A 25,113-nucleotide genomic window follows, 5' to 3' on the forward strand; every position below is an offset into this window, starting at 1 on the left:
AGCGCGAGCAAGATCGGGACTCATGCGCCGCTCCTCAACCCGCTGATGCACGCTCGCTACAGATCGTCGACAGATTCTTACAGTGTCCAGTTGATGGCAGCGCGCAACCTGCGTGCTGCCATAGGTGTGCCCATCGATTCTTCAGCCCGGTTATTGAAGACATTGTCGATTGCAAAATTTAGCCATGCCTTATTCCCCGCAGGCATGCGCAGGGAAACATCTACTGTGTGCCTGGCATCAAGCCAGCGGTCACCTGTCGGTATGGATGAATCAAGGCGGCGACTGAGGTAGCTGCTATGGATGGATAAATCCCTGCGCTCACCGAGCGGGATGGACAGTTGCGCACCTAACTGGTTTTCAGGGCGGAAGCGCAAACTGGCGATGCCATCCTGATCGCGCACCCGCATCATCGTGCCTTCCAGCTGCAAACGCCAGTCATTGCCAAAGTTGTGACGGGTGCGCCACTCAACACCCTGCGCTTCAATTTTGGCGCGGTTAAGCAAGCGTGGCGGTGGGCCGGCATCGAAGTCAATCAGGTCAGGATAACTGGCGCTGAAAATGCTGATGCGAGTGGGCCAACTGCTGCGCTCATCGCTGGCATAATAGATTTCACGCTGCGTGGTGCGTTCACTACGCAAATCGGGATTACCCACCAGCGGGTGACCAAGTGCATAGAAGCTGGGTTGTTTGCTACCCTGGGAAAATGAAAACCCCCAGTGTGCCTGGGTATCTGCAATACGCCGTTTCAGCGAAAAAGCCGGATTGGTAAAGGTATCTCCATGCTCAACTATTTCATAACGCAAGCCTGCTTGTGCAGTCCACAGACCCCACTGGTAATTCGCTTCGCCAAACACGCTGCTGGTATTTCTTTGCAGTTCAAATTTGGCGGGTAATGAAAACCTGCCGAAATTGATCAGACTATCCATGCTGCCTTGTTCGCGCTGATGTTGCAGGCCCAGCGTTACCTGCATCTCCTGGCTGACTGACAGCAGCCATAAACCCTGTAATTCATGGCGCTGATAATCTGTCAGTGTACGTATCGCAGGCAAGCCCGCCGGATCACGTTTGCCACTTGCCACGCCAGGCGTGTTTTCTTCACCATTGCGTTTCAGGGTACTTAACTGCATTTCAACGCGGCCCATCTGTTCAGTGTTGATTGCCAGTCGCCCTGATGCCTGCGTACTGTCGGCGCGCCTGCTTTCAAGGTTGCGGCGTACAGCATACAGTTCACCACCGCTGTCATCCGGGAAGGCCAGGTTAAGGCTGTCATTGTGCCTGGCTGTCAGTGATACATAGCCATTGCGTTCCAGGCTTTGTTGCCATGCCCCGTTCACGCTGCGTGTGCGGTTGAACCCCAGGGTACTGTCGCCTTCTTCACGGTCGCTGATGCTGCCGCTAAAATTATTACCGGCGTAGCTGGCTTGCGCACTGCGCAGATGATTGCCGCCAGCACCCAGGCTGATGCTACCCTGATTGGGGGTACGGCGTGTGAAAATATGAATCAGTCCGGCTATCGCTTCTGCGTGCACGACGCTGGCATTGCCACGGACGATTTCTATGCGTTCTATATCAGCTGTTGTCAGCGTATTTAAATCCACGGCACTGCCGCGTGAAGACAGCGGGTCGTTCTGCCGTATGTAATCAACCAGGATCACAACATGACTGGGGTCCGCGCCGCGCAAAAACAAAGAACCAAAACCGCCGCTGCGCGGACTGCGGTCCACCACGATGCCAGTCTGTCTGGCCAGCACTTCGCTGACGCTGATATCGCCCATGGCAGCCAGTTCTTCGCGGCCGATCATGGTCACATCCTGGGTTGCTGCGGCGGCCGTTACTGGCAGGGCGGTGGCGCTGATGTAAACTTTGGCGTCGTTTTCCTGTGCCGTCGCAGTGATCGTACATACCGCACAGACCGAGAAGAGCAGCAGCGCAGTATTGCAATGTATCTTGATGGAACGTTTGTTGATATCAGTAGCAAGTGAACCTTGATCAGTATGAAAGCATTTCATCAGTTGCTGCCTTTGCAGTTTTTTTGTAGCAATCATGTGAGCACGTCATTCCGCTATGCAAGCTGGTTGCTGGCTTAACCTGAAGATTTTCACCGAATGGAAATTGATAAAAATCTTGGGAAAAAGATATTTTTAATTTAACAGCAAAATACTTAATAGTATTCTTATTGTCAATGAGAAAATAACAAAAAAACAACGGTATGGATTTAGTATTGCTGTGTTGCTTGAATGGAGGGGATGAGGCTGGCTGTACTCACCAGGTATTGCTGGTGATGAGGCGGTGCGACGATAAGACCAGCGTTTTTTGAAATTAGATTAGGAGTCGCAGCCACTGCAAACTGTCAGGCAGAATTGTCAGTGGCTACGGGGAAGACAGTTTTTTAACTTGCGCTCGCAGTGGTCAAGGTGCGTTTTTCTTTCGCTTCTATCAATTTTTGTATGATGACACAGGCAGCCTTGGCTTGTTCTTCGTTGACATCAATATTTTCGATGACTGAACGTTTGAAACGTATGCCATTGATAACGCCACTGTTTTCAACGAAACCCAAAGTCAGTTCACGGTTCAGGAAATAATAAGCAAGTGCTATCGCTATGCCTACCAGTAAAATTACCAGGGAGCCAGTGGCCCCCAATGCTTGTGAGAGTAAGGATGAAAATCCAAGGCCGATAACAAAAAATGTACTCGCCTCTTTCCAGGGCTTGTGATAACCGTAGTAGCTGGAACATATACTTTGCAGAGGAATCATGCGCGATTCTGTGCCAGCCAGCGAGTTACTGGTAAATTCCACGCGATCAAGACCCACCATGATTTTTGTCGTTGGATCGACACCTAGCAAAGATAAAAGCCAGGCGATCAGGCCACTTTTGCGTCCAGTGACGCTGATGAAATTATTCTTGTCGTCAATTGCCTTGTTGCCGACTTTCCATTCTTTAATAACGAGTGCGCTCATAAATATTTTTTGAAATGATTGCTGCAAGAGAGCTTCTGCAGGGAAGCCAGGGACACCAAATAAATGGGAGGTTTCAAGATAACACAGGCAAAGCCCGGTAGTTAAAGTTATATACCTAAGTATGTTCTTGCCAGGCACTCAAAACCCAAGGCAGGGATCTTTGTTGTCTCGCATAGAAGTTCTTGTGCAATATCATTCCGGTGACGCCAGCCTTGTCAGAACTGGGCCCTGCAAGCGCCGTATTGTCATATGTGAAGCTTCTGTCGCACCGATGGCGTCGTAAAAGCGTTTGCTCAGGTTTTTATCTTTGACTGTTAGCCACTCGATTCTGGAACAGGTATGTTCAACTGCTATTTTTGCCAGATGCTGCATGATAGCTTTTCCCATGTGGATTTCTTTCACGCCATCGCTGTGACCCAGTTCAATCAACATGCTTAAAAGAGTGCTGATTTCGCTTTTTTGAACTGGTCGGACAATGATCATATTTGTTTGAATTTAGCGCATTAATGATGAGGTTCAAGCAGGGTCGCGGTCCAGCGCCAGTTTCAAACGTGCGGGCTGGTCAACAAATAGAAATATTTTTGTCAATCCAGTTCTGTTCAATTGAAAATGAGATATTTCCAATATCGCATCTGCATGCAAACTGATGACCAGATTCGGTCTGTCAAACGGCGTGACAACGATGGAGTTGGCGGGGTAGCGTAACTTCTCGCGTGGGCGCTGTGCATCGTCATGCGTGAAATACTCACAGCTTACGATGGCCGAGCGAGGTATTTTCCCTGTACTTCGTGCTCCCACTTTAAGATATAAATCCGTCTCGCTCAAGATGTGGTGACTATGATTGACCAGATAGCGGTCTCCAAGCAACCAGATCAGGGAATAGGCCGTTAATGCAAACAAAATAATATGAACCAGATGCCGCTTTGCTGGGTCGGCCTCTATCAAGGCGATCATCAAGGCAGAGAACGGGATTTCAGTGCATAAGGCCAGCAGGATAATGGCAAATACCGTGCTGTATGAACCTTTATTCAGAAAGCCGAAAGCTTCGCCTTCAGGATGGCGCGTTGTTTTCTTTTGTGACAGCCAGGCATAAAACCCCCGCCACATGGCGCGGTCCAGGCGAAAAAATGCGGTGATTTCTGATGGGAGCAGTGTGGGAATGCATGCTACCCATCCACCACCTTGCTGCCGGGCTTTTTTTAAACGCTGCAATGCGGCGGTTGCCTCAGATAAATCCTTGAACACCAGCATGATCAGCATGGCGGGCAGCGTAAATTTATTCAGTAATCTGGTTTCAGGTGATTTAATGATCAGGGACAGCACGGCGCTGGTGAAGAAAAAAACTACCTGAATTTTTAAAAAATCAAACCAGCTTAGGTTCATCCAACATTGCCTGAGATTTCGCATGGGGGTATATAAAGCAGGGTGGAGGCTAGGGAAATTGTTGCCATAGGTGAGCAAAATGTACCATTAATTTGCCAATAACGCCGGGCGCTTATAGTGTGCGCTATAGCAAGCGAGCATGACCATTCACTTGCCCAGCATGCGCTTTAATGTCGTATCGCGATCGACAAAATGGTGTTTCAGCGCGCCCGCCATATGGGCGAGGATGGTTGCGATCAACACGTAGGCGCTGGCATGGTGCAAAATTTCACCCAGGTTTGCCCAAAATTCGCTGTAGGCCATGACTTCGGCCGGGTTGCCAGGCATATGCTGGGCCGGGACGATCACCAGGCCAAACACGCCAAACCCGTGACCGCCAGCGCCTGAAAACAGCATGCCTGTCACTGGCAAGGCGATGGAGGCAATCATCAAAACCCACTTGATGATTTTTGCAGCCAGACGTTCAAACGCTGAGTAATCGGCAACGGCCTTTGGCCAGCCACTGGTCATGCGCCATATCACACGCAACAAGGCAATAAAAAAGACCGCTACGCCTATCGATTTGTGGATGGGATAGAGATTCCAGGCTTCTGCCCGACTCATGTAAAGGCCAGTCGCGCATAAACCCATGATGATGACAGCAATGATCCAGTGTAATGAGATCGTGACTGTGCTGAGTTTTTCTACTTGATCCATTGCGGCTTTCCTTCATCTGGCCAATAACAGATGGACAATGACCGCGCCTGAAAGTTTCAAAGCTGCGTGCTTGATACTGCTTTCACAGGCATTAGACTGTTTCTGCAAGAAATTCCCTGAGCTGGAATACATTGCCCTCTGGGTCATGGCCATCGCAGATGAGGCAGTTCTGAAATTGCCATTCATGATCGGTTGCATCGACCTGTCCGCCCAGGGTAGCTGCGCTTTCCCTTGCATTGTGAATACTGGCGACAGTCAACATCAGCTTGATGGCGGTATCTTTCCGGCGATCTGGCGGTATCCGTATCTCGAAGCTGTCTGCGATATGCGCAGGGATAGCGTGAATCACCAGTTGAAATTGCGATGATTCAAGAATGGTATAAGTATTGTCCACGAGCGTCCGCGTCAGTTGCGTGACTTGCTCGTAAAAAAGACTGAGTTTGCGTACATCTTTTGCATAGATGACTGCGCCGGGGGATACATGGTTTGGCATAATCTTCCTTGAGTCTTGAAACGGATAAAAGAAAAGCTGCGCTGTGTTCACCTAAGCAGTAAAGGATAGACGGACGCATTCTTGCCAGGCATCATGATTTGACCCCTTGATGCGCCAGCTCGCGCTAAGCTAAAAAGAGAAAATCATACCGAATTTTACACGCATTGTTTTTTTGATCATTATTTTGTTTGCCCTTAGAATACGAAGACAGGGGAAAATGCTGCAATGCAGTTTATAATTTCAGCTGTTACAACATTAATGATTGGCATTTCCATCATCAATCTGGGTTCTGGCAGGAACCAAGTTGGACATGGTGAGTCTCATAGACTATGAATCAGGTTTCAAACCAAGCACACACAGGGTTTAACAAAAGACAATCCAGCCAATGGCGTTCTATCGCACTGGCTGCGTTAGTGCATATGCTTTTGCTTGGCTTTTTATGGGTGGGCATACGCTGGCAAAATCAGGAAAGTACCGCCGTTGAAGCAGAAGTCTGGGACTTGACTTACCGTGAAGCAGCCCCCAAGCCTGTGCCCGTGCCTGAACCAGTCGTAGAAGAAAAACCGAAACCACCGCCACCGCCGGTCAAAGAAGAAGTGCAGCAGGAAGATCCTGAAATCGCTATTGCGCAAGAAAAAAAGCGTAAATTAATCGAGAAGAAAAAAGAAGAAGAGCGCCAGCGCGAACTCGACGAGAAGAAACGCAAGGAAGAACAACAGGAAAAATTGGCCGAGCAAAAACGCAAGGCTGAAAAGCTGGCATTGGATGAAGCCGATAAGAAGAAATTACAAGCCAAGGAAAAGTTGGCCAATGACAAGCTTTTCAAAGAGCAAATGGCGAGATTAAGTAACCAGGCAGCCAACACCGGCAGCGGCGGTACGGGAACTGCTGCAAAATCAACAGGTAATAACCATGGTGATCCTGGCTGGGCAGCAAAAGTCAGTGCCAAAGTGCGTTCCAACACTGTTTTCATTGAAGGTGATAGCACGAGCGCTAATCCTACAGTCGAATACAGCATTGACCTATTGCCAGATGGATCACTCCGTGGTGCAATACGCAAAACCAAATCTTCCGGCAATCTCAACTTTGATGAGGCTGTCGCTGAGGGTATAAGAAAATCGGCTCCGTTCCCGCGCGATAAATCCGGCGAGGTTCCGGCTAATTTCTTGCTAAGTCACAAGATGAAGGAATAAAACATACTCATGATGTCACTGTTAAAAAAAATTGCGATCAGTTCGATGCTTGCTGCCATAGGTAGCATGACTTTGCAGGCGTCTGCCCAATCACAGATCCGGGTTGAAGTTGCTGGTGTTGCCACGCAGATACCCATTGCAGTGGCTGGGTTTACTGATGAGGCATTAACACCCCAGCAAGTAACCAGTATCATCAAGGATGACCTGGCACGTAGCGGTTACTTCAAGATCATTGATGCCGGTGTCGTTCTCAATGAAACCGCAGCAGTCAATTTTGGTGACTGGAAATCAAAAGGTGCTGATGCATTGGTTGTCGGCAGCGTGCAAAGCCTGAGCGATGGTCGTTTTGACGTACGCTATAAATTGTTTGATACCGTGAAATCGGCGACACTTTCCGGTTTTTCGGTTTCTGCGCCACCGGCCAATATACGTCTGACAGCACATCGCATTGCTGACGATATTTATGAAAAATTGACTGGCGTGCGTGGTGTGTTTTCTACCCGTATCGCCTATGTAACCAAGTCTGGTTCCGAATATCGCCTGGAAGTTGCCGATGCAGATGGCGAGGGTATCAAGGTAGCCTTGCGTTCTCCTGAACCCATCATTTCGCCAGCCTGGTCGCCTGATGGCACCAAAGTGGCCTATGTATCTTTTGAATCGCGCAAGCCGGTGATCTGGGTGCAAAACCTGATCACGGGGGAACGTACGATCATTGCCAACTTCAAGGGCAGCAATTCGGCACCTTCCTGGTCGTCTGATGGCAGCAAACTGGCAGTCGCTCTGTCGCGAGATGGGCAGACTCAGATTTTTACGGTGAATGCCAATGGCAGTGGCCTGCAAAAACTGACAAGCAGTGCGGGTATTGACACCGAGCCGCAATTTTCGGCAGATGGACAGTCGATTTATTTCCTGAGCGACCGTAGTGGTGGCCCTCAGATCTACAAGATCAGTACGGCAGGTGGTGAGCCAAAGCGCGTGACTTTTAGTGGCACATATAATATCACCCCAAGAATTTCTCCAGATGGCAAGACTTTGGCTTATATTTCACGTCGTGACGGCAAATTCCAGCTGTATGCAATGGATTTGGCGAACGGACAGGAACAAAGACTGTCAGATACCACCAAAGACGAGTCACCAAGCTTTTCACCCAATGGTCGCTACATCATGTATGCCACGGAATCAGGTCGCCGCGGTTCGCTTGCAGTAGTCTCAGTAGATGGTAAGGTGAAGCAAAAATTGACGGTCCAGGCCGGAGATATTCGGGAGCCCACCTGGGGTCCTTTCATGAAATAAGCAGTACTTAACTTAATTAATCAGGAGAGAAAATGCGCTTCACATCCCAATCCAAGACTCTGGCCATATTGATTTCCAGTGTCGTGTTAATGACTGCCTGTGCTTCCAAAGTGCCACTGGAAGAAAAAAAAGTCGAAGAAAGATCAACACAAACGACGACGACAAACAATCAGGCTGACCCCAATGCGGTAAAGACAGTGACAACAACCGTTGACCCACTGACGCAAGGTGCTTTGGCCAAGCGCAGTATTTATTTTGACTATGATAGCTATGTTGTTAAAGACGAGTTCAAGCCTGTCGTCGAAGCGCATGCGAAATATCTGATCGCCAACAAAGGCCGTGGCATCCTGATCCAGGGTAATACCGATGAGCGTGGCGGCCGTGAATACAACCTGGCGCTGGGTCAGAAACGTGCCGAAGCGGTTCGCAAGGCTTTAGCTTTGCTGGGCGTGTCTGAAGCACAAATCGAAGCCGTTTCTTTGGGTAAAGAAAAACCAAAAGCAACTGGCAGCGATGAAGCGTCCTGGGCAGAAAACCGTCGCTCTGACATTATTTACAAGTAATTTTCACTGCGCCTGAAAGCCCTCTTCCAGGGCTTTCTTTCGCGCTTGACACCGGATACGCAGTCGTTCATCCGGTGTGCTTCAATCTTTTACAGATCGCCATGAAACTCAAATCCATACATGCGTCATTCATCGCGGTAGCATTCGCTGCTGTGTTGGCTCCTACCGTTGCCTCTGCCGGCATTTTTGATGATGATGAAGCGCGTAAAGCAATACTTGATCTGCGTGCCAAAATTGATGCTGTCAATTCCAGGCTCGACTCCAAACTGGAAACCAAGGCAGATAAAAATACCGCACTTGAACTGGCAAATGAAAACGAGTTGTTGCGTAGTGAAATCGCCAAGCTGCGTGGTCAGATTGAAGTATTGACCAATGACCTTGCCAACACCCAGCGCCGCCAGCAGGATTTTTATGTCGACCTGGATAATCGTGTGCGCAAGCTTGAACCCAAGCGCATGACGGTGGATGGCAAGGAAGCCACTGTCGATGTCAATGAACAGCGCGTCTTCGACGCAGCCATGACTTTATTCAAGTCAGCGGATTATAAAAATGCAGCGACTGCATTTTCCAGCTTCATGGTGAACTACCCGCAATCAGCCTATGCAGGCTCTGCCCAATACTGGCTGGGCAATTCGTATTATGCGCAACGTGATTGCCGCAATACGATTTCAGCCATGCAGCAACTGGTCAAGAATTATCCTGACCATCCCAAGGCACCAGATGCGATGCTCAATATCGCAACCTGCCATGTCGAGCTGAAAGAAAAAGCAGCGGCCAAAAAAGTCCTTGAAAATGTGATTGTGCAATATCCTGAGACCGAAGCTGCACAGGCTGCCAAGAACCGCCTGTCTGGCCTGAAGTAAGCCGCAAGGCCGATAATCTGGCAGCAGCGTTGACAGGGTACCTGAAACCTACTATAATCTCGGTCTTTCGGGTCGTTAGCTCAGCTGGTAGAGCAGCGGACTTTTAATCCGTTGGTCGCAGGTTCGAATCCCGCACGGCCTACCACGAATACAAAAAGACTTAGGTCAACATCTAAGTCTTTATCTTTTTTAGCAGTTTTGGGTCGTTAGCTCAGCTGGTAGAGCAGCGGACTTTTAATCCGTTGGTCGCAGGTTCGAATCCCGCACGGCCTACCAAAACAGAGGACTCAGGTATAAAGCCTGAGTCCTTTTTTGTTTTTCAGAAGACTGTTCAATGGCAGTTCATGGTTTGTGCCTGCCATGCTTTTTTGCCACTAAGTCCTGCCAGATTATTTTAGCTTAATTCTGTTTCAGTTTGATTTCAATTAACGAAGTTGTTATGGTGGATCATAATCAGCATGCTTTCATCCCTTTAAGTCAGTGATTGCATGCCTTTTCTCTCTACGAGCGTCACAATATGAAAAAGAAAACAGATAGAACTGAAGTGAAGAAAACAACAGAGGCGAAACAATCGCAGGAAAAACACGAGATTCGTGAAGGCCAGTCACTGGAATTGCTCAAAGAGCTACACATCCTGACGCGTGATGGCAAGATGAACCAGGACAGCCGCCGCAAACTCAAGCAGGTTTATCATTTGTATCAATTCATTGAGCCTCTGTTGCTGAAGCTGCAAGAGGATCATGCTGATATCAGCCTGGTTGATCATGGCGCCGGCAAGTCTTATCTGGGCTTCATCTTGTATGACCTGTTCTTCAAGTCAGCGCAGGCGCAAAGCAAGGCCAGGATCTATGGCATAGAAACGCGTGATGAACTGGTGCAACGCTCGACAGAGCTGGCGCAGCGCCTGGATTTTCCTGGTATGTCTTTTCTCAATTTGTCGGTGGCTGATTCCATCACTTCTGATGCCTTGCCGGAAAAAATTGATATCGTCACAGCTCTGCATGCCTGCGATACGGCGACAGATGATGCCATACAGTTTGCGTTGAAGAAGAAGGCGCAATTCATGGTGCTGGTGCCCTGTTGTCAGGCAGAAGTGGCGGCAGAACTGCGCAAGGCCAAAGGCGATGCGGTGAAAAATAATGCCTTGTCGGAAATGTGGCGTCATCCTATCCACACGCGTGAATTTGGCAGCCAGATCACCAATGTACTGCGCTGTTTGCAACTGGAGGCACATGGTTACCAGGTACGTGTTACGGAATTGGTAGGATGGGAACATTCGATGAAAAACGAACTCATCGTGGCAGAATATAAAAACCTGCCTGCCAGGCGGCCGGCAGAGCGTCTGGCTGAAGTCCTGAAAACAACAGGGCTGGAAGCCATGGAAAGACGGTTTTTCGTGCAATAGCGTCGTTTTCAGGACAATGACGGAAATAGTCACTGACCGGTCATAAAAAATGATTAATATCATTTATGCTTAATTTGTTTCGTACACGTCTTTACCTCATTTCAGAAAAGGATAGAAAACATGCTGGCCGCCGTTGATCTGGGTTCCAACAGTTTTCGTATGCACATCGCCCGCCACGAGGGTGATGTGATCAAGGTCATCAAGAGCGCGCGTGACCCGATACGCCTGGCCGCAGGTCTGGACAAGAATGGTAATTTGACGCCAGAGGCGATACAGAAGGCAGTGTCCTGCCTGGTGCGCTTTCGTGAAATTCTCAACGCCTATCCAGTAGAAAGCCTGCGTGTGGTGGCTACCAATACCATACGCATCGCTAAAAACGCCCACGTCCTGTTACCCCTGGCAGAAGCTGCCATAGGCTGCCCCATCGAAGTGATTTCCGGGGAAGAAGAGGGCCGCCTCATCTATATGGGCGTATCAAATGCTGTTGCGGTTCCGGGCGAGCGCCGCCTGGTGCTTGATATCGGCGGCGGTTCCACCGAGGTCATACTTGGCCGTGGCCACGAGATTGTCAAAGTTGAGTCATTTAGCATAGGCACGGTCAGGCATAGTGCCAGTTTTTTCCCTGACGGGCGGCTGACCGATGCCGCTTTTGAAGCCGCCATTTTATCGGCACGTTCGATGTTTGAAGATGCGGCACCACCGTATCAACCTGAGCACTGGCGCAAAGCCTATGGTTCCTCTGGCACCATGCGTGCCATTTCCGATGCGATCAGCAAAGGTGGCCTGGGTGATGGGACATTGACCTTGAAAAGCCTGAATGCGCTAAAGCAGTATTGCGTGCAGTCTGGCCGCATTGATCAACTGGAATTAAGTGGCATCAAACCTGAGCGCGTGGCCATGGTGGTCGGTGGGCTGGCGATACTGATAGGCTTGCTGACCGAATTCAATATCGCGGTCTTGCAGCCTATAGAAGCCGGTTTGCGTATGGGGGTGATGTGGGATCTGTATTTGCGTGCCACCAAACGCGATCGCCGCGAAACTGCCGTGCATAAAGTGGCAAGCCTGTTCCACACAGACCTGTCACGCGCCAACCGCGTGGCGGACATGGTGAAGTCCTTGTATCAGCAATTGAAGCCAGCTTCGGAAACCTATGTGCGCTTATTGCAATGGAGTGCGACCCTGCATGAAGTTGGTATGGTGATTTCGCATACGGGTTATCACAAGCATGGTGCCTATATGATAGAAAATGCCGACATGGCAGGCTTTACCACACGCGAACAAAGAGTCATGAGCAAGCTGATACTGAGCCAGAAAGGTAATCTGCGCAAGATCGGTGACGGCCTGGCAGACCAGGATTTTGCCAAGGCAGTATTGGCCCTGCGTTTATCGGTCATGCTCATGCATTCACGTGCAGAAATTGATTTTGAGGATATACGCCTGAAAATGAAAGGTCGTATCGAGCTGGAAATGAAACGCGACTGGGTGACAGTCCACCCGACAGTCGCGTACTGGCTGCAAAAGGAAATCGAGTCTTGGCGTGAAATCGGCATTGATTTTCTGGTCAGGGCGAGTGTTTAACGCCTCCGAAAAAGACAGGTTTGCAACCTGTCTTTTTTTTTGAGTAATGCGATCTCTTCAAGCTGGCGCTAGATAGTGTCAGACTTTTGGAGTATGACCTTCAGCCTATGTCTGCTTTGCCGATTTTCTATCTCCCATCCCCCATCTTCGTCCCATATCCCGATCCCGTATGTGAAACCCAGAGTCAGTCATGAAGCGGTCGAAACCGCACAAACCGATTATTCGTAACCAGGCTGATAGTGATGGCAGTATGTCATGCGGTAGATTGCGACGACAGTGGGCGGCACAAAGCGCTTTGTTTGAAATACTTAAAAAAAATATTTCATTGATCATTGTATGAAACGAATGTTTCATGTAACATTCGTTTCATGAATAGACGAGATGAACTGCGCGACAACGCGCTTAATTATTTTCTGGAACATGGCCTGGCAGAGCTATCGTTGCGGCCGCTGGCGGAGCATATCGGGACCAGTGCGCGATTACTGATCTACCACTTCGAGTCCAAGGAAAAGCTGATCACGGTGGTGATGGAAGAGGTGCGTTCGCGTGTACAACTATCAGTGATGAAAATGATGCAGGCAAATCGCGGTGAAGCGAGCATGGAATCGTTCTGGAGCTGGATTACCGATAAAGAAAACATCCGTTATGTGCGCCTGCTATTTGAAGTCCAGGTACTGGCAATGCAAAACCCTGCCATCTATGCGCAATTCTTGTCCGATACCAGTTCCAGCTGGCTGGACGTGCTGGAGCATGGCATACCTGAGTCAGCCCAGCGTCGCACCATTGCCACCCTGTGCAGTGGCGTGATCGATGGCCTGGTGCTGGAATACATGAGTACAGGTGACCTTGATCGGACTACTGCCGCATTGAAATTCTTCGTCTCCCTGTTAAGTCAGCACTCAGGAAAATTCAGCAAGTAAGCATTTCTCTATTTGTGGACACTGCATCGGTGGTCGCGCTGAAGATGTGGCGAAGCCAGGCAAGCTAACAAATTTCAATCAATACAGACCTTCGAATGTTTTATTACGCATGATACTAACCAGCATAAGGACGTGCCTGACATGAACAGCATCAATAACACCCCGGCAAATGTAGTAGAAACAATAGACAACCCTAAGAAATTATTGGCCTCACCCCGGCACACCTTGATGCTGTTTGGCATCGTCATGATCTTACTGGTGGCTGGTGTGATGAACTCTTCAAACACTGGGGCAGCCAAACAGATACCTGATTCGAATCAAATGCTCAAGACCAACCTGGTCATGATCTGCGTGCTTTGGTATTGGGCATTTTTCATTTACAAAGGCATGAAAGATTATGGTCATTCTGTGCTGGAATTTTTTGGATTAACGAGCTTCAAACTGCATAAAATTTTCAGTGATTGCGCGTATGCAGCACTGGCATTCGCACTGATTTATGCATGTTCATATGGTGTGCACACGCTCTTGCCGGACCAGGCTTCGCAGGCAGGCAATCCGATTCTTTCTTCACAGCCGACGGGTTTCTTTGGTATAAGTGCCTGGATATGCTTATCTATCAGCGCGGGCATATGTGAAGAGATCGTGTTTCGTGGTTATCTTCAACGCCAGCTTACTTCAATGACGGGAAACGTCGGTGTCGCCATCGTGCTCCAGGCCATCCTGTTCGGTATTGGACATGCTTACGAAGGACTTAGCTCGGTATTGGCAATCGTGTTGCACGGCCTGTTCCTGGGTATTCTGGCAAAATGGCGCGGCAATATCCGCGCTGGTATTATTGAGCATGCTGGCTGGGATATTCTTGCCGGATTCGGATTCATCGGTGCAAATTGGTAGTCCTGTGAAATAAAAAGAGACAGATTTTCAAATCTGTCTTTTTGTGAATCTACCTCGAAATTTTGAATCTGTCAGAAATCAAATTGCGCTGATACTTTATAAGTACGCGGTGCACCCGGGAACAAATAGCCGCCCAGTGATTGCGTCACGTCACGCCAGTAAAATTTATCCAGTGCATTGTCGATGTTAAAGCGCAGGGTCGTCGCGGTGCTGCCAATTTGCGTCGTATAACGTGCACCCAGGTTCAATACATGATAGCCAGGCACGCTGACGGTATTGTCAGGGCTGAAGGCTTTGCTCGATGCATATTGCCAGGTACTGTTCAAATTCAGCCCCTTGATTTCTGCGACGGCATAATCCAGATAGACCGAAGATTTCAATCGCGGCACATTCATGACACGCTTGCCGTCAAGGCTGCTGATGCCGGTATTTTGCTGCTTGGCATCCAGTGCAGTCAGGCTGGCACCCAGATTCAGTTGTGGCAGTAACTTACCCTGTGCCGACAGTTCCAGCCCGGTATGCAGTGCTTCACCATTGCTGACATAGATGTTGCTGGCATTGGTATATTCCAGTGGTTTCTTGATGCGGAAAATCGCAGCCGACAAATTCAGATTGCGCTGGACATCGGCTTTGACGCCAATTTCAAACTGTGTCGATTTGCCAGGGTCCAGCATCTGATTGGCATTGCTGGTGCCAAAAGGCGCAATGCCGCCGTGCTCCAGACCTTGCGCGAAACTGCCATACAGCGAAACCGTTTGAACTGGATTGAAAACGATAGCCGCAGTAGATAAAAACTTGCTCTGGTCGTAGCCCGGATTGTCAAACTGTGTGCGTGAGATATGCAACTGACGCAAGCCAAGATGCAATTTCAGATTGTCTTGCAAGCTGATGATGTCCTGAACAAATGCTGACCATTCCTTATCTGTACGGCGCAAAAAGACCGGGCCGGTTTTGTTCATTGAAGGCGGAACGACGACGGGGTGGAACAAATTGCTCGTGCCCACATAGTCGTACACATAATCACCATAGTAATCACGTCTTTGTGAGTTACTGAGGCCAACAGCAAATTCATGGCGTAAGCCATCAGTAGCAAATTTACCGTTCAGCAGCGCCTGCGTACCCCATAATGATTTGGATTCATTGACGCTTTGATAGTCGTACACATCATAGTCACCGTTCGCGCAATAACCAGGGTACAAATTGGCTGAGCCACAGCCGTAAGGGAAGGCTGTGTAATCATCACGCTTGAATTCGTGCTTATTCGCCGCCAGCGACATGCGCCAGTCCGTATTCAACTGATATTCAAATCGCAGACCCAGATTGCTGTTGCGTGTATCAACCGGCCTTGCCCAGGGTTGCTCATTAAGCATCAGGTCAGCAGGTACGCCACGCGGCAAATCTGTGCCGTTGAACAATTGAAAACCAGGGACAGACAACTGTGATTTATGCTGGTAATCTGCATCAATTTGCAGCAGGGCCTGTGGGCTAATGTGCCAGTCAAATGCACCAGAGATAAACTGGCGCTCGCCATTTGCACCTTTCACATAGGAGCGCAAACGCTCACCAGCAGCGTTGATGCGGAAACCAAATTGCCTGTCGCTGGAATTATCGCTGATATCGGCTGCGCCATACAGAGTGCCGCGCTCACTGATTTCCATCGTGATTGAACGCAAGGGCGCAGTCGTTGGGCGCTTGGTCACATAATTGATGATGCCGCCTGGTGTTGCAAAGCCTGCCTGGAAACCGGCAATACCTTTTAATACTTCTATGCGTTCCTTGTTTTCCAGCGGGATTGAGGCATCACCAGGTATGGCGAAGCCATCCTTGCGATAGCTTGATGAGTTATCGAGTGCAAAACCGCGTATGGAAAATTGTTCTGCATAGCCGATCGCGTTATAGGCATCGTTGACGCTGGCATCAAATTTCATCGCATCGCTGGTCTGACGCACACGCAAATCCTGCATCTGGCTGCTGGTCATGACGTTAACTGAAAACGGCGTATCAACCAGTGGTGTTTCGATAAAGCCAGCTGTTTTGCTGCGCTCTGCCTTGGGCTCTGTGGTTTTGCTGCCTGTGATGGTGACTTCCGGCAAGGATTTTTCTGTGCTTTGGGCATAGACTGACGGCAGTGCTACATAGGCCAGTGCGATAGAAATGGCAATAGTGCTCGGGCGAAACGTGATGTTTGACATGATTTGCTCAGTAGTGCGTTGTGGCATGACAGCGCGGGAGCAAACAAAGAATCGGATTTGACGGGACTTTGCGCTTCCCTTCGCTGGCATTATCCAGATCAGGTAGAAGGGACTCTCTCACCCGGAAACACTATTTCCAGGACCCCTAGCCAAGCCGCTACTTTAACATGAAATGAGCGGTGTGCCTTGCGCTGGGGCGACGGTACTGGTGTCCGGCATTTTATGGCGTGTCCATAAATACGCGAAATCATTATGAGAATGACTTTTCAGACAAGTATTTGTATAATTGAAAACATTGCGTTTAATATATCAAGCTACGCCTGTTAATTTGCCTTGCCTACTATGAGATCCCTATGTCTGCCTTCGTTAAAATAATATTCAGCCTGGCTGCCTTGAATGCGGTCGCGGCATATGCGCAGCAGCCGGTTAGTGCGCCCGAATTCAATCTGAAACAGGAGCGTGCATCAACCGGCTCAAATATCCAGCGAAATGCCGTGACCGGTTTGAATGTGCCCATCAATAAAGCGTATGCTGACTTGACGCCGGAACAAAAAAAGCTGGTGAAGTCCCGTTATGAAAAAATGGATGAAGCAGACGAACCACCTTATCCTTTGAATGGGGTCAAGGACTTATACCGTGTGATCGCAAAAGGCCAGGATGCATTGCATTTGCAGGGTGAATTAGTCATTTTTGCTGAAATCAATGAAGAAGGTAAGCCGACCTCAGTAGGCGTTGTCAAGTCACCTGATGCCCGCATGTCGCAGCTGGTTGCCATGGAGCTGATGAATGAGCAATTCAAGCCAGCAATCTGTAAAGGCCAGGCTTGCAAGATGAATTATCCGTTGCATATCACCCTGACGACATCCCATTGAAGCAGGGCGCCTGCGATGTCTTTGCAAGACCTCGCAATAGTAAAAGCGGCAGGCTGGCAAATTACAGATGAAAACGGCAGGCTAGGCTGTTTGTTTGACGATGCTCTTTTGTGTCCTGAAGTTCTTCCACAATCCTTCAGCTGAATACACGACCAGGGCAGCCCAGATGGCGATAAAACCAGCCAGTTTGTGGGTATCAAAAGGTTCGTGGTATAGCCACACGCCCAACAGCAATTGTATGAGGGGCGACATATATTGCAGCAAGCCCAGCGTCGTCATTGGTATGCGACGCGCACCTGCTGCAAACAAGAGCAGGGGGATGGCGGTGATGGGGCCGCTCAGCAGGATGAGCAGCTTGATGTTCGCAGCGCCGGCAATAAAGGCATTGTGACCTTGCATGCCCATCCAGATCAGATAGCCAAAGGCAAAAGGAAACAGCAGGGCAGTTTCCAGCGACAAGCCTTCCAACGCACCCAGTGCTGAGGTCTTGCGCAATAAGCCATAGCTGCCGAACGTGATGGCAAGTACCAGGCCTATCCATGGCAAGTGCCCGGTCTGGAACGTTAACCAGGCAACCCCAAACGCGGCCAGGGCAACGGCTATCCACTGACCTGGGCGCAGTCGTTCGCGCAGCAAGAGCGAGCCGATCAGGATATTGACCAGCGGTGTAATGAAATAGCCAAGGCTGGCATCTATCACATGCCCACTATTGACTGCCCAGATATAGACGAACCAGTTGGCAGATAAAAGCAGGGCGCTCAGGGCGAAGCCGGCAATAAGTTTAGGCTGGCGAAATGCTGGCCTGATCCATCCCCATTGCTTGCGCCAGGTCAGCACGCCAGCCAGGAACAGCAATGACCACACCATGCGATTTAATAAAATTTCCAGTGCGGGGACTTCGTGCAGTGCCTTGAAATAGATAGGAAACAGACCCCATAGCAAATAAGCGGAGCCTGCAAACAAAATGCCTTGACGCATGAGTGACAATCAAAAAATACGCTTGCACTTGCAAGCCGGATTCTTATTATCGCTGTAAAGACGAATGCTTGCAGGGCAGGGCTATTTTGCCCTGGCTGTTGCGATGTGTTTGCACAGGGCTTCAGTACCATCGAGTATGCGTGGCCCGGCGCGATTGAGCCAGTCGCCTTTGACAGCGTAAAAATTATTCTTGCGCACTGCGGTCAATATCGAAAACTGCTGCCAGTCTGACAGTGCATCGGTGCTTTCTCCGCTGGTCAGCATCATGTCGGGATTGGCAGCCAGCACTGCTTCCGTGGTGATGGTGGAACTGAGTTCTTTCAGCTTGCCAAAGACATTCCTGCCACCGCACAGGCGTATCGCAGAAGACACCATGTGATCATCATTGAGTGTCATCAGGGGTTTGCGCACCATTTGGTAGAACACGCTGACCGGGGTGGCAGATGCGGGTAACTGATAGGTTTTGCGCAGGCTGGCGAGGCGGGTGCGAAATCTTTCTGCGGCAGCCTTGCCTGCTGTTTCTGTTCCTGCCAGTATCGCCAGTCTTTCTATGGATGTTGCCACCATGTCGAAATCGCGTGGTTCGCTTTCAAACACGGTAATATGGTTGCTGCGCAATTTGTTTGCCAATACCTTTGCATTGCCGGTGCCCCAGATGACGACCAAATCCGGCTTGATTGCCAGCAGGCGCTCCAGATCCAGCGCAAAAATATTACCTATCGACGGCAATTTTTTTGCCGCTTCTGGATAGTCGCTGTAATCCGTCACAGCGACTATATTTTTTGCCGCACCAGCTTCAAACAATAACTCGGTCACATGCGGAGCCAGGCTGACGATGCGTTGCGCCGGTTGCTCCAGCGTGATCTGACGCTGGGAATCATCTGTGACCGTAATACCGGCTTGCGCGGCGCTGGCAAACAGGCTAAGCAGGGCAGTAAGGCTGGCAATGCGCAGGGCCGGGCAAAATATCGACATCAGATTTCCAGATTGTCGATCAGGCGGGTGTTACCCAGTTTGGCGGCAGCGACGACCACCAGCGGCGCTTGCTGGGCGATGTCACCAGCGGATGGTGGTTGCAAATCAGCGCGCTTGCGTATGGAAATGTAATCAGGTTTCCAGTGGCGTTCATCCAGTTTCGCCATGGCCCGACGTTCCAGTTCAAACATATCCAGATGGCCGCCACGCACTTCATTGGCAACGTCATTCAGCGCCTGGTACAGGGCAGGTGCTTCAGCGCGTTCTTCGGGTGACAGATACATATTGCGTGAAGACAGGGCCAGGCCATCTTCGGCACGATAGGTGTCCGCCGCGATGATTTCAGTTGGCAGGGCAAACTGTTTGCTCATGTTACGGACGATCATCAGTTGCTGGTAATCTTTCTTGCCAAATACGGCCACGCGTGGCTGCACGCAGGAAAACAGCTTCAGTACCACGGTAGTGACACCGGTAAAGAAACCTGGACGGAATTCGCCTTCCAGAATATTGCCCAGGTCATCCGGTGGGCGTACGCGATATTCTTGCGGTTCCGGGTACAGGTCTTTTTCGGTTGGAGCAAACAAGACGTACACGCCTTCTTTTTCCAGTTTTTCTACGTCAGCCTGAAAGGTACGCGGGTATTTGTCGAAATCTTCGTTGGGGCCAAATTGCAGGCGGTTGACAAAAATCGATGCCACGACTGGGTCACCATGTTTTTTTGCCAGGCGCATCAGGGATAAATGCCCTTCGTGGAGATTGCCCATGGTTGGTACAAAAGCAGTGCGAAGTTGCCCACTTAACTGGTCGCGCAATTCTTCAATGGAGGAAATGATTTTCATGTTGCTGCCCTATGTTGGGTAGGTTTTTTTTATTGAATGGCAATCAGGCTGGCGAATACGCCAGACGCACGTAGATGGGCGCAAATGCTTCTGCCTGGGTGATTTCTATCAGCGTTTCTTTGGCTAGTTCCAGCAGCGCCACAAAATTGACGACCAGTACAGGCGCGCCACGGCTGGGATCAAACAAATCAGAAAATTCAACGAATTTGGCTGATTGCAATTTACGTAAAATGCCCGTCATATGCTCGCGCACTGACAATTCTTCGCGGCTGATTTTATGATGCGCGACCAGGGTCGCACGTTTTAATACATCTGCCCAGGCAGATTGTAAATCAGCGATATCAACATGCGGCCAGTGCAGTACAGTGTTTTGCTCGACGAACACCTGCGCATGCAAAAAATCCCGCCCCAGTTGCGGGACGGCATTCAGGTCATAGGCAGCCAGCTTCATTTGTTCATATTCGAGCAGGCGACGTACCAGTTCTGCACGCGGATCATTGGCTTCATCGCTGTCAGCAGTCTTGTTTGACGGTAACAGCATGCGTGATTTGATTTCAATCAGCATCGCTGCCATCAGCAGGTATTCAGCTGCCAGTTCAAGATTATGCTTACGGATCTGATCGACATACTGCAAATACTGCAGCGTGACTTGCGCCATCGGGATGTCGAGAATGTTGAAGTTTTGCTTGCGTATCAAGTACAGCAGTAAATCCAGCGGGCCTTCAAATGCTTCGAGAAAAACTTCCAGCGCATCAGGCGGGATGTAGAGGTCGTTCGGCAATTTGAACAGCGGCTCACCATACAGTCTGGCAAATGCCAAACCATCGACAACATCAGGTGTGCTGTCGACTGCGCCAACCAAAGGGAGTTCGGTTGCGGGTAAAGCCGTTGTGGATGTCACAAGCTTCTCGATGGTGTCGATTTATCGAAGTTCTTGATGTAAAGGCTGGCTCAGCCTTTATTTTGATAAACGTAGGCTTGCTGGTTGATACGTGATTCTTGCTGACGTTTTTGGGTATCCAGATCGACAGGCTTTTTGTCCCACAGCAGGAAGCGGCCATCACGCTGGCTTTGCTCCAGCGCCGGGTTCGCCTCTTTCAGGCTTTTGATGAATTGAGTCGCTTCGGACTCGTACAACTGGAATTGCTTGGAAAATTTCATAATTTGAAATAAATACGAAAGATCAATTAAAGTCGCATTTTACTCTGCTTTTGACCTGATAACGGTTTTTGCACCAGGCTTGAGGTGCCAGATCATACAGAGTGGATCACAAGTCTTTGACATCCAGCCATTTTTTGACGTGCTGAGGGTGGTAGCTGGCAAATTTATGCAAAAGGGACGCTGCGTCTTTGTCTATGTACAACAAATCCAGATGCTGGGAGCGCAAAAACCCCTGTTCTACCGTGTGTAAAAGAAAATCATGCAACTTCTGGTAAAAACCACCGATATTATATAAACCTATTGGTTTTTCATGAAAACCCAGTTGTGACCAAGTTAATACTTCAAATAATTCTTCCAGCGTGCCTATACCGCCTGGCATGGCGATAAAGGCATCCGACAAATCTGCCATCATGGCTTTGCGTTCATGCATATTCGCAACGATATGCAGCTTGGTCAGAGCGGTATGGCCAACTTCCTTGTCCATCAGGGCTTGCGGTATCACGCCGGTTACCTGGCCGCCAAGGCGCATGACCTCATCGGCGATGATGCCCATCAGTCCGACATTGCCGCCACCATAGACCAGGCCAAGATTCTGCGCGACCAGTTGCGCGGCCAACTGGCGTGCGCCGGTCGCATAGTTTTCTGTAATGCCAGGAGAGGAGCCGCAATAGACGCAAACAGTTTTCATTGTGGATTCATCTTGCGCAAATAGTCTTGCGACAATTTTTCAAAGACATGCTTGGTTTCACCGCGCAGGTAAGGGCTGATCAATACAATGACCTGGTAGCAACCGCGTGCCAGCGATTCGGACATGGTTTGCAATTCAGTATATTTGCGGGGATTGCGCACATATTCATAAGAGAGCCAGTAGGTCGCCACGACCACCATATTGGTCGACAAGGCATCAATATCCATATCTGTTGCTTCAAACTCACCATCTGCGCGCAAGCCATTGCAGAGTTCGGTCGCTACCTTGATCTTGTGCGTCAGAATCTGCTTGAATTCCAGTTCCAGTTTGCGGTTTCTCGACAGCAGGTCATTGAGGTCACGATAGAAAAAACGGTAACGCCAGACCAGTTCGAAAGTCAGGTGCAGGTAAGTCCAGATATCCTGGATATTGGCTTTCCTGCCTTGAGGGAAGGCCAGTTTTTTGTTGATTTCAGCTTCAAACTGAACAAAAATGGAATTGACGATGTCGTCTTTGTTGCGAAAATGGTAATAGAGATTGCCAGGGGAAATATTCATTTCCTCTGCGATGACTGTCGTGGTGATATTGGGTTCGCCGAATTCATTGAACAGGCGCAGGGATAATTCCAGGATGCGTTCTCTGGTTCGACGAGGAGCTTTGTGTTGCATGTCATTCTTCTCGATAGATTATTTCATAAGAATAACATTGAAAAGCCAACATCAAAAGAAGATCAGTTACCTATCATTCGTCAGCGTCTGCTTTGCGGTCAATTTCGGCGGGAATATGAACCAGGCGTGTCTTTGCAAGCCGGTCATGCAGAAACTGGCCGTTTTTATCCAGGCGGGCTGTCATTGCCCATGCCAGCATACCGAGGGAGACGACAATAACCATCGGCCATTGTTTAAGGCCAAGCTGATAAACCAGCGCTGCCGCCGGCAAAAACCACATCCAGGCAAGACAATAGCGAACGATGGCCTTGACGACAGGCAGTTTGCCGCCATCCAGGTCAGTGACCTTGATACGCCAGGTTTGCATGGCCAGGGTCTGGCCACTACGGCTCCAGCAAAAGACAAAATACGCGCCTACAACAAAAAACAGCCAGAACTGCCGTGCGTGACGCAAGGTAAGGGCATGCCTGCTTTGCGTAGAGACGTCGAAAATCCAGCCAGACACGAAAACGATGCCAAATAGCAGCATGCCTTCATAGACCATGCAAATCAGTCGACGACGTAAAGGTGGTGCAGAAAGTTCAGGATTCACAGATTTACTTGGTAGTACCTTGCGTAGCAGCAGGTGTGCTGGCTGGTGTGGCATCAGCGCTGGACGCTGCTGGTGCAGAGGCAGGCACAGCGACTGGGGCAGGGGTGACGACAGCAGGTGGCGCCACAATGACGGGCTTGGCTGTTGGCGTTGTGACTGGTTTGGGGCCGATCTTCAATGGGGCCAGAATGGTCGGATTCTTCAAGGCATTTGCCGGAAGATTGGTGACACTTTTCTTTTTTTCGTTTTCAGAAGCGAGGCGTTTTTTCTCTTCCTCACTCAATTGCTGGTATTGCTGCCATTGCGCTGATTTGTGCTCTGCCTTGACTTGTGTTGACTTGGCGAAATTTTCACGGGCGGCCATGCGCTGTTCTGGTGTCAGTTTGACCCAGTCACGCATACGCTCTTGCAATCTTGCCTGCTCATCCGGCTTCATCAAGGCATACCGGTTTGCGATTTCCAGCCATTTTTTCTTGCCCAGGTCAGACATTCTGTCCCATTCCGGGCTAAGTGGGGCAAGTGCTTGTTTCTGTACTGGGCTAAGGTCTGTCCACAAAGGCTTTGAGGCGCTGCCAGGTTGACCAAGAGCGGATTTGGCTGATGTAGCAGGTGCAGGCGCAGATGCGCCACTTCCACTGGCAACAGCCAGTGGAAGTAATGCTGAAACGGCGATAAGGCAAAGCAATTTACGCATGAAGTGAAACGGCACGCCTATTCCTCCGTTTTGTTCAAATAGGCAGTAAACCCAGTGTCAACATAAGCGGCTGGTGGCAATTCATCCACCAGAACAGCAGTATCAATATCGGCCAGTTCATTGATGTTTTGTTGCTGCTCGTACTCATAAACGCCAATCAGGCCGGCCACCAGTACCAGTAACGGTAATGCGATGCCGAGCTTGCCCAACCAGGAGCCAGGGCCCTGGAAAGAAAAGCCTGAATTACCTGCAAGTATGCCTTTAAATGCTAATACAGCAACAGGTGCTTCCTGTTTCTTTCGTGCTATTGCTAATTTGCGTGCCTGTGCCAATCTGTCGAGAGTGGGTGCAGGGATGCTTTCCGCTGACTCATTCAGCGCTCTTCTTACCTTGTAAGCAAACTCAAGGTCTTTCGCTTCTTTTGAATAATTCATAGGTGTATTCCTTTCGCCTTGAGGGTTACGGCCAATGCATGTGTGGCCCGCGAGCAATGAGTTTTGACACTGCCTTCAGAGCAACCCATTGCAGCGGCGGTTTCCGCTACATCCATGTCTTCCCAATAACGCATGAGGAAGGCTTCCCGTTGACGTGCTGGAAGCTTTTTTATTTCTTCGTCAATTATATTCAGAACCTGCTCACGTTCTATCTTGTCCGCACTGGATTCGGAAGCTTCCGAGCCTTCTTCAGCTGCATAACTTTCCAATAAATCAAAATTATCGTCGTCTTGATTATTGGATGGCGTAATGCTGGAAAACAGGCTGACCCAGGTATTGCGCACTTTTTCCCGGCGGAAAAAGTCAAGTATCGTGTTTTGCAAGATGCGCTGGAACAGCATGGGCAATTCAGCGGCAGGCTTGTCGCCATATTTTTCGGCGAGTTTGATCATTGCTTCCTGAACAATGTCCAAAGCAGATTCTTCATTGCGCACCGTATAGACGGCATGCTTGAATGCGCGACGTTCGACGCCTTCTAAAAAGCTGGATAATTCTTTGTCTGTGGCCATTGTTGGCAATTACGTTGTTTAGCGGGCGTTTCTTTGCAAGCTGTTTGGTTTCGATTCATAAAGAATACGCCAGCACTCAAAATTGCGCACATGCTAGCAAAAATACGGCTTTATGTCCTGAATTTTGTAATGAATACCCAATTGTTAACTTTCTTCTACCTTTCCTGGACGAGGGAATTTGTTTTTTTACGAGAATTTTCCTTGACCAAAA

At 49.5% G+C, this 25,113-nt stretch carries 27 protein-coding genes, 2 tRNA genes and 1 riboswitch; of the genes, 11 read left to right on the top strand and 18 right to left on the bottom strand.

Going from position 1 to position 25,113, the window contains the following annotated elements; genetic code table 11:
- Positions 1-77 precede the first annotated feature (77 nt).
- The 6 genes from ACO0LH_RS20650 to ACO0LH_RS20675 all read right to left on the bottom strand — a co-directional run bounded on the left by ACO0LH_RS20650 (position 78) and on the right by ACO0LH_RS20675 (position 5,531).
- The gene (locus ACO0LH_RS20650; RefSeq protein ID WP_422943022.1) at positions 78-2,045 is read right to left on the bottom strand and encodes a TonB-dependent receptor plug domain-containing protein; all 1,968 of its coding nucleotides are present in this window, start codon (positions 2,043-2,045) and stop codon (positions 78-80) included.
- 344 nt (positions 2,046-2,389) lie between these two features.
- Positions 2,390-2,959 carry a hypothetical protein gene (locus ACO0LH_RS20655; RefSeq protein WP_422943023.1) on the bottom strand — a complete coding sequence of 190 codons (570 nt, stop codon included), beginning with the start codon at positions 2,957-2,959 and terminating at the stop codon, positions 2,390-2,392.
- Positions 2,960-3,151: 192 nt separating this feature from the next.
- Positions 3,152-3,391, bottom strand: a complete 240-nt coding sequence (locus ACO0LH_RS20660; protein WP_422943024.1) for an N-acetyltransferase — start codon at positions 3,389-3,391, stop codon at positions 3,152-3,154.
- An 84-nt stretch (positions 3,392-3,475) separates the two neighbouring features.
- Entirely contained in the window at positions 3,476-4,342 is an 867-nt protein-coding gene (locus ACO0LH_RS20665) for a hypothetical protein (protein ID WP_422943025.1), read from the bottom strand.
- Between the two features lie 147 nt (positions 4,343-4,489).
- Complete coding sequence (locus ACO0LH_RS20670) at positions 4,490-5,038, bottom strand: cytochrome b (protein WP_422943026.1); 549 nt, start codon at positions 5,036-5,038, stop codon at positions 4,490-4,492.
- A gap of 91 nt (positions 5,039-5,129) precedes the next feature.
- Positions 5,130-5,531: a VOC family protein gene (locus ACO0LH_RS20675; RefSeq protein ID WP_422943027.1), complete on the bottom strand. Its 402-nt coding sequence runs from the start codon at positions 5,529-5,531 to the stop codon at positions 5,130-5,132.
- Between the two features lie 329 nt (positions 5,532-5,860).
- Between ACO0LH_RS20675 and ACO0LH_RS20680 the strand changes: the two genes are divergently transcribed.
- The 10 genes from ACO0LH_RS20680 to ACO0LH_RS20725 all read left to right on the top strand — a co-directional run bounded on the left by ACO0LH_RS20680 (position 5,861) and on the right by ACO0LH_RS20725 (position 14,240).
- On the top strand, positions 5,861-6,724 hold the full coding sequence (locus ACO0LH_RS20680; protein ID WP_422943028.1) for a TonB C-terminal domain-containing protein: 864 nt from the start codon (positions 5,861-5,863) through the stop codon (positions 6,722-6,724).
- A gap of 45 nt (positions 6,725-6,769) precedes the next feature.
- Positions 6,770-8,017, top strand: a complete 1,248-nt coding sequence (gene tolB, locus ACO0LH_RS20685) for a Tol-Pal system beta propeller repeat protein TolB (RefSeq protein ID WP_422943114.1) — start codon at positions 6,770-6,772, stop codon at positions 8,015-8,017.
- A 32-nt stretch (positions 8,018-8,049) separates the two neighbouring features.
- Positions 8,050-8,580: a peptidoglycan-associated lipoprotein Pal gene (gene pal / locus ACO0LH_RS20690; RefSeq protein WP_422943029.1), complete on the top strand. Its 531-nt coding sequence runs from the start codon at positions 8,050-8,052 to the stop codon at positions 8,578-8,580.
- A gap of 101 nt (positions 8,581-8,681) precedes the next feature.
- Positions 8,682-9,443 (top strand): tol-pal system protein YbgF, encoded by a 762-nt coding sequence (gene ybgF / locus ACO0LH_RS20695; protein ID WP_422943030.1) that lies wholly within the window; start codon positions 8,682-8,684, stop codon positions 9,441-9,443.
- A 69-nt stretch (positions 9,444-9,512) separates the two neighbouring features.
- Positions 9,513-9,588, top strand: a tRNA-Lys gene (locus tag ACO0LH_RS20700).
- Positions 9,589-9,643: 55 nt separating this feature from the next.
- Positions 9,644-9,719 (top strand) — tRNA-Lys (locus ACO0LH_RS20705).
- A 241-nt stretch (positions 9,720-9,960) separates the two neighbouring features.
- Positions 9,961-10,848 carry a class I SAM-dependent methyltransferase gene (locus ACO0LH_RS20710; protein WP_422943031.1) on the top strand — a complete coding sequence of 296 codons (888 nt, stop codon included), beginning with the start codon at positions 9,961-9,963 and terminating at the stop codon, positions 10,846-10,848.
- Between the two features lie 120 nt (positions 10,849-10,968).
- Positions 10,969-12,426: a Ppx/GppA family phosphatase gene (locus tag ACO0LH_RS20715; protein ID WP_422943032.1), complete on the top strand. Its 1,458-nt coding sequence runs from the start codon at positions 10,969-10,971 to the stop codon at positions 12,424-12,426.
- A gap of 368 nt (positions 12,427-12,794) precedes the next feature.
- Positions 12,795-13,346 (top strand): TetR/AcrR family transcriptional regulator, encoded by a 552-nt coding sequence (locus tag ACO0LH_RS20720; protein ID WP_422943033.1) that lies wholly within the window; start codon positions 12,795-12,797, stop codon positions 13,344-13,346.
- Positions 13,347-13,487: 141 nt separating this feature from the next.
- Entirely contained in the window at positions 13,488-14,240 is a 753-nt protein-coding gene (locus tag ACO0LH_RS20725) for a CPBP family intramembrane glutamic endopeptidase (RefSeq protein WP_422943034.1), read from the top strand.
- 71 nt (positions 14,241-14,311) lie between these two features.
- On the opposite strand, the gene ACO0LH_RS20730 is transcribed toward ACO0LH_RS20725, so the two are convergent.
- Complete coding sequence (locus ACO0LH_RS20730) at positions 14,312-16,432, bottom strand: TonB-dependent siderophore receptor (protein WP_422943035.1); 2,121 nt, start codon at positions 16,430-16,432, stop codon at positions 14,312-14,314.
- 58 nt (positions 16,433-16,490) lie between these two features.
- A riboswitch (TPP riboswitch) is annotated at positions 16,491-16,589 on the bottom strand.
- Between the two features lie 196 nt (positions 16,590-16,785).
- On the opposite strand from ACO0LH_RS20730, the gene ACO0LH_RS20735 reads away from it, so the two are divergent.
- Positions 16,786-17,304 (top strand): hypothetical protein, encoded by a 519-nt coding sequence (locus tag ACO0LH_RS20735; RefSeq protein WP_422943036.1) that lies wholly within the window; start codon positions 16,786-16,788, stop codon positions 17,302-17,304.
- A gap of 81 nt (positions 17,305-17,385) precedes the next feature.
- Here the strand turns inward: ACO0LH_RS20735 and rarD are convergent, their stop codons facing one another.
- The 11 genes from rarD to ACO0LH_RS20790 form a co-directional block, all read right to left on the bottom strand.
- Positions 17,386-18,282: an EamA family transporter RarD gene (gene rarD / locus ACO0LH_RS20740; RefSeq protein ID WP_422943037.1), complete on the bottom strand. Its 897-nt coding sequence runs from the start codon at positions 18,280-18,282 to the stop codon at positions 17,386-17,388.
- A gap of 81 nt (positions 18,283-18,363) precedes the next feature.
- The gene (locus tag ACO0LH_RS20745) at positions 18,364-19,257 is read right to left on the bottom strand and encodes a cobalamin-binding protein (RefSeq protein ID WP_422943038.1); all 894 of its coding nucleotides are present in this window, start codon (positions 19,255-19,257) and stop codon (positions 18,364-18,366) included.
- Entirely contained in the window at positions 19,257-20,096 is an 840-nt protein-coding gene (gene panC / locus ACO0LH_RS20750) for a pantoate--beta-alanine ligase (protein WP_422943039.1), read from the bottom strand. Before panC ends, ACO0LH_RS20745 begins: the two co-directional genes overlap by 1 nt.
- Before the next feature lie 43 nt (positions 20,097-20,139).
- On the bottom strand, positions 20,140-20,997 hold the full coding sequence (locus ACO0LH_RS20755; RefSeq protein WP_422943040.1) for a segregation and condensation protein A: 858 nt from the start codon (positions 20,995-20,997) through the stop codon (positions 20,140-20,142).
- A 50-nt stretch (positions 20,998-21,047) separates the two neighbouring features.
- A complete protein-coding gene (locus ACO0LH_RS20760) occupies positions 21,048-21,257 on the bottom strand; it encodes a DUF3460 family protein (protein ID WP_422943041.1) in 210 nt (69 codons plus the stop codon).
- A gap of 106 nt (positions 21,258-21,363) precedes the next feature.
- Entirely contained in the window at positions 21,364-21,945 is a 582-nt protein-coding gene (locus ACO0LH_RS20765; protein ID WP_422943042.1) for a TIGR00730 family Rossman fold protein, read from the bottom strand.
- Positions 21,942-22,613 (bottom strand): TetR/AcrR family transcriptional regulator, encoded by a 672-nt coding sequence (locus ACO0LH_RS20770; RefSeq protein WP_422943043.1) that lies wholly within the window; start codon positions 22,611-22,613, stop codon positions 21,942-21,944. Before ACO0LH_RS20770 ends, ACO0LH_RS20765 begins: the two co-directional genes overlap by 4 nt.
- A 73-nt stretch (positions 22,614-22,686) precedes the next feature.
- Positions 22,687-23,205 carry an RDD family protein gene (locus ACO0LH_RS20775; RefSeq protein WP_422943044.1) on the bottom strand — a complete coding sequence of 173 codons (519 nt, stop codon included), beginning with the start codon at positions 23,203-23,205 and terminating at the stop codon, positions 22,687-22,689.
- Between the two features lie 4 nt (positions 23,206-23,209).
- A complete protein-coding gene (locus ACO0LH_RS20780; RefSeq protein WP_422943045.1) occupies positions 23,210-23,914 on the bottom strand; it encodes a DUF3106 domain-containing protein in 705 nt (234 codons plus the stop codon).
- A gap of 2 nt (positions 23,915-23,916) precedes the next feature.
- Complete coding sequence (locus ACO0LH_RS20785) at positions 23,917-24,333, bottom strand: DUF3619 family protein (protein ID WP_422943046.1); 417 nt, start codon at positions 24,331-24,333, stop codon at positions 23,917-23,919.
- A complete protein-coding gene (locus ACO0LH_RS20790; RefSeq protein WP_422943047.1) occupies positions 24,330-24,902 on the bottom strand; it encodes an RNA polymerase sigma factor in 573 nt (190 codons plus the stop codon). Before ACO0LH_RS20790 ends, ACO0LH_RS20785 begins: the two co-directional genes overlap by 4 nt.
- Between the last annotated feature and the right edge of the window lie 211 nt (positions 24,903-25,113).

It is taken from the genome of Undibacterium sp. TJN19, from assembly GCF_049339485.1.
Taxonomy (GTDB): domain Bacteria; phylum Pseudomonadota; class Gammaproteobacteria; order Burkholderiales; family Burkholderiaceae_D; genus Undibacterium.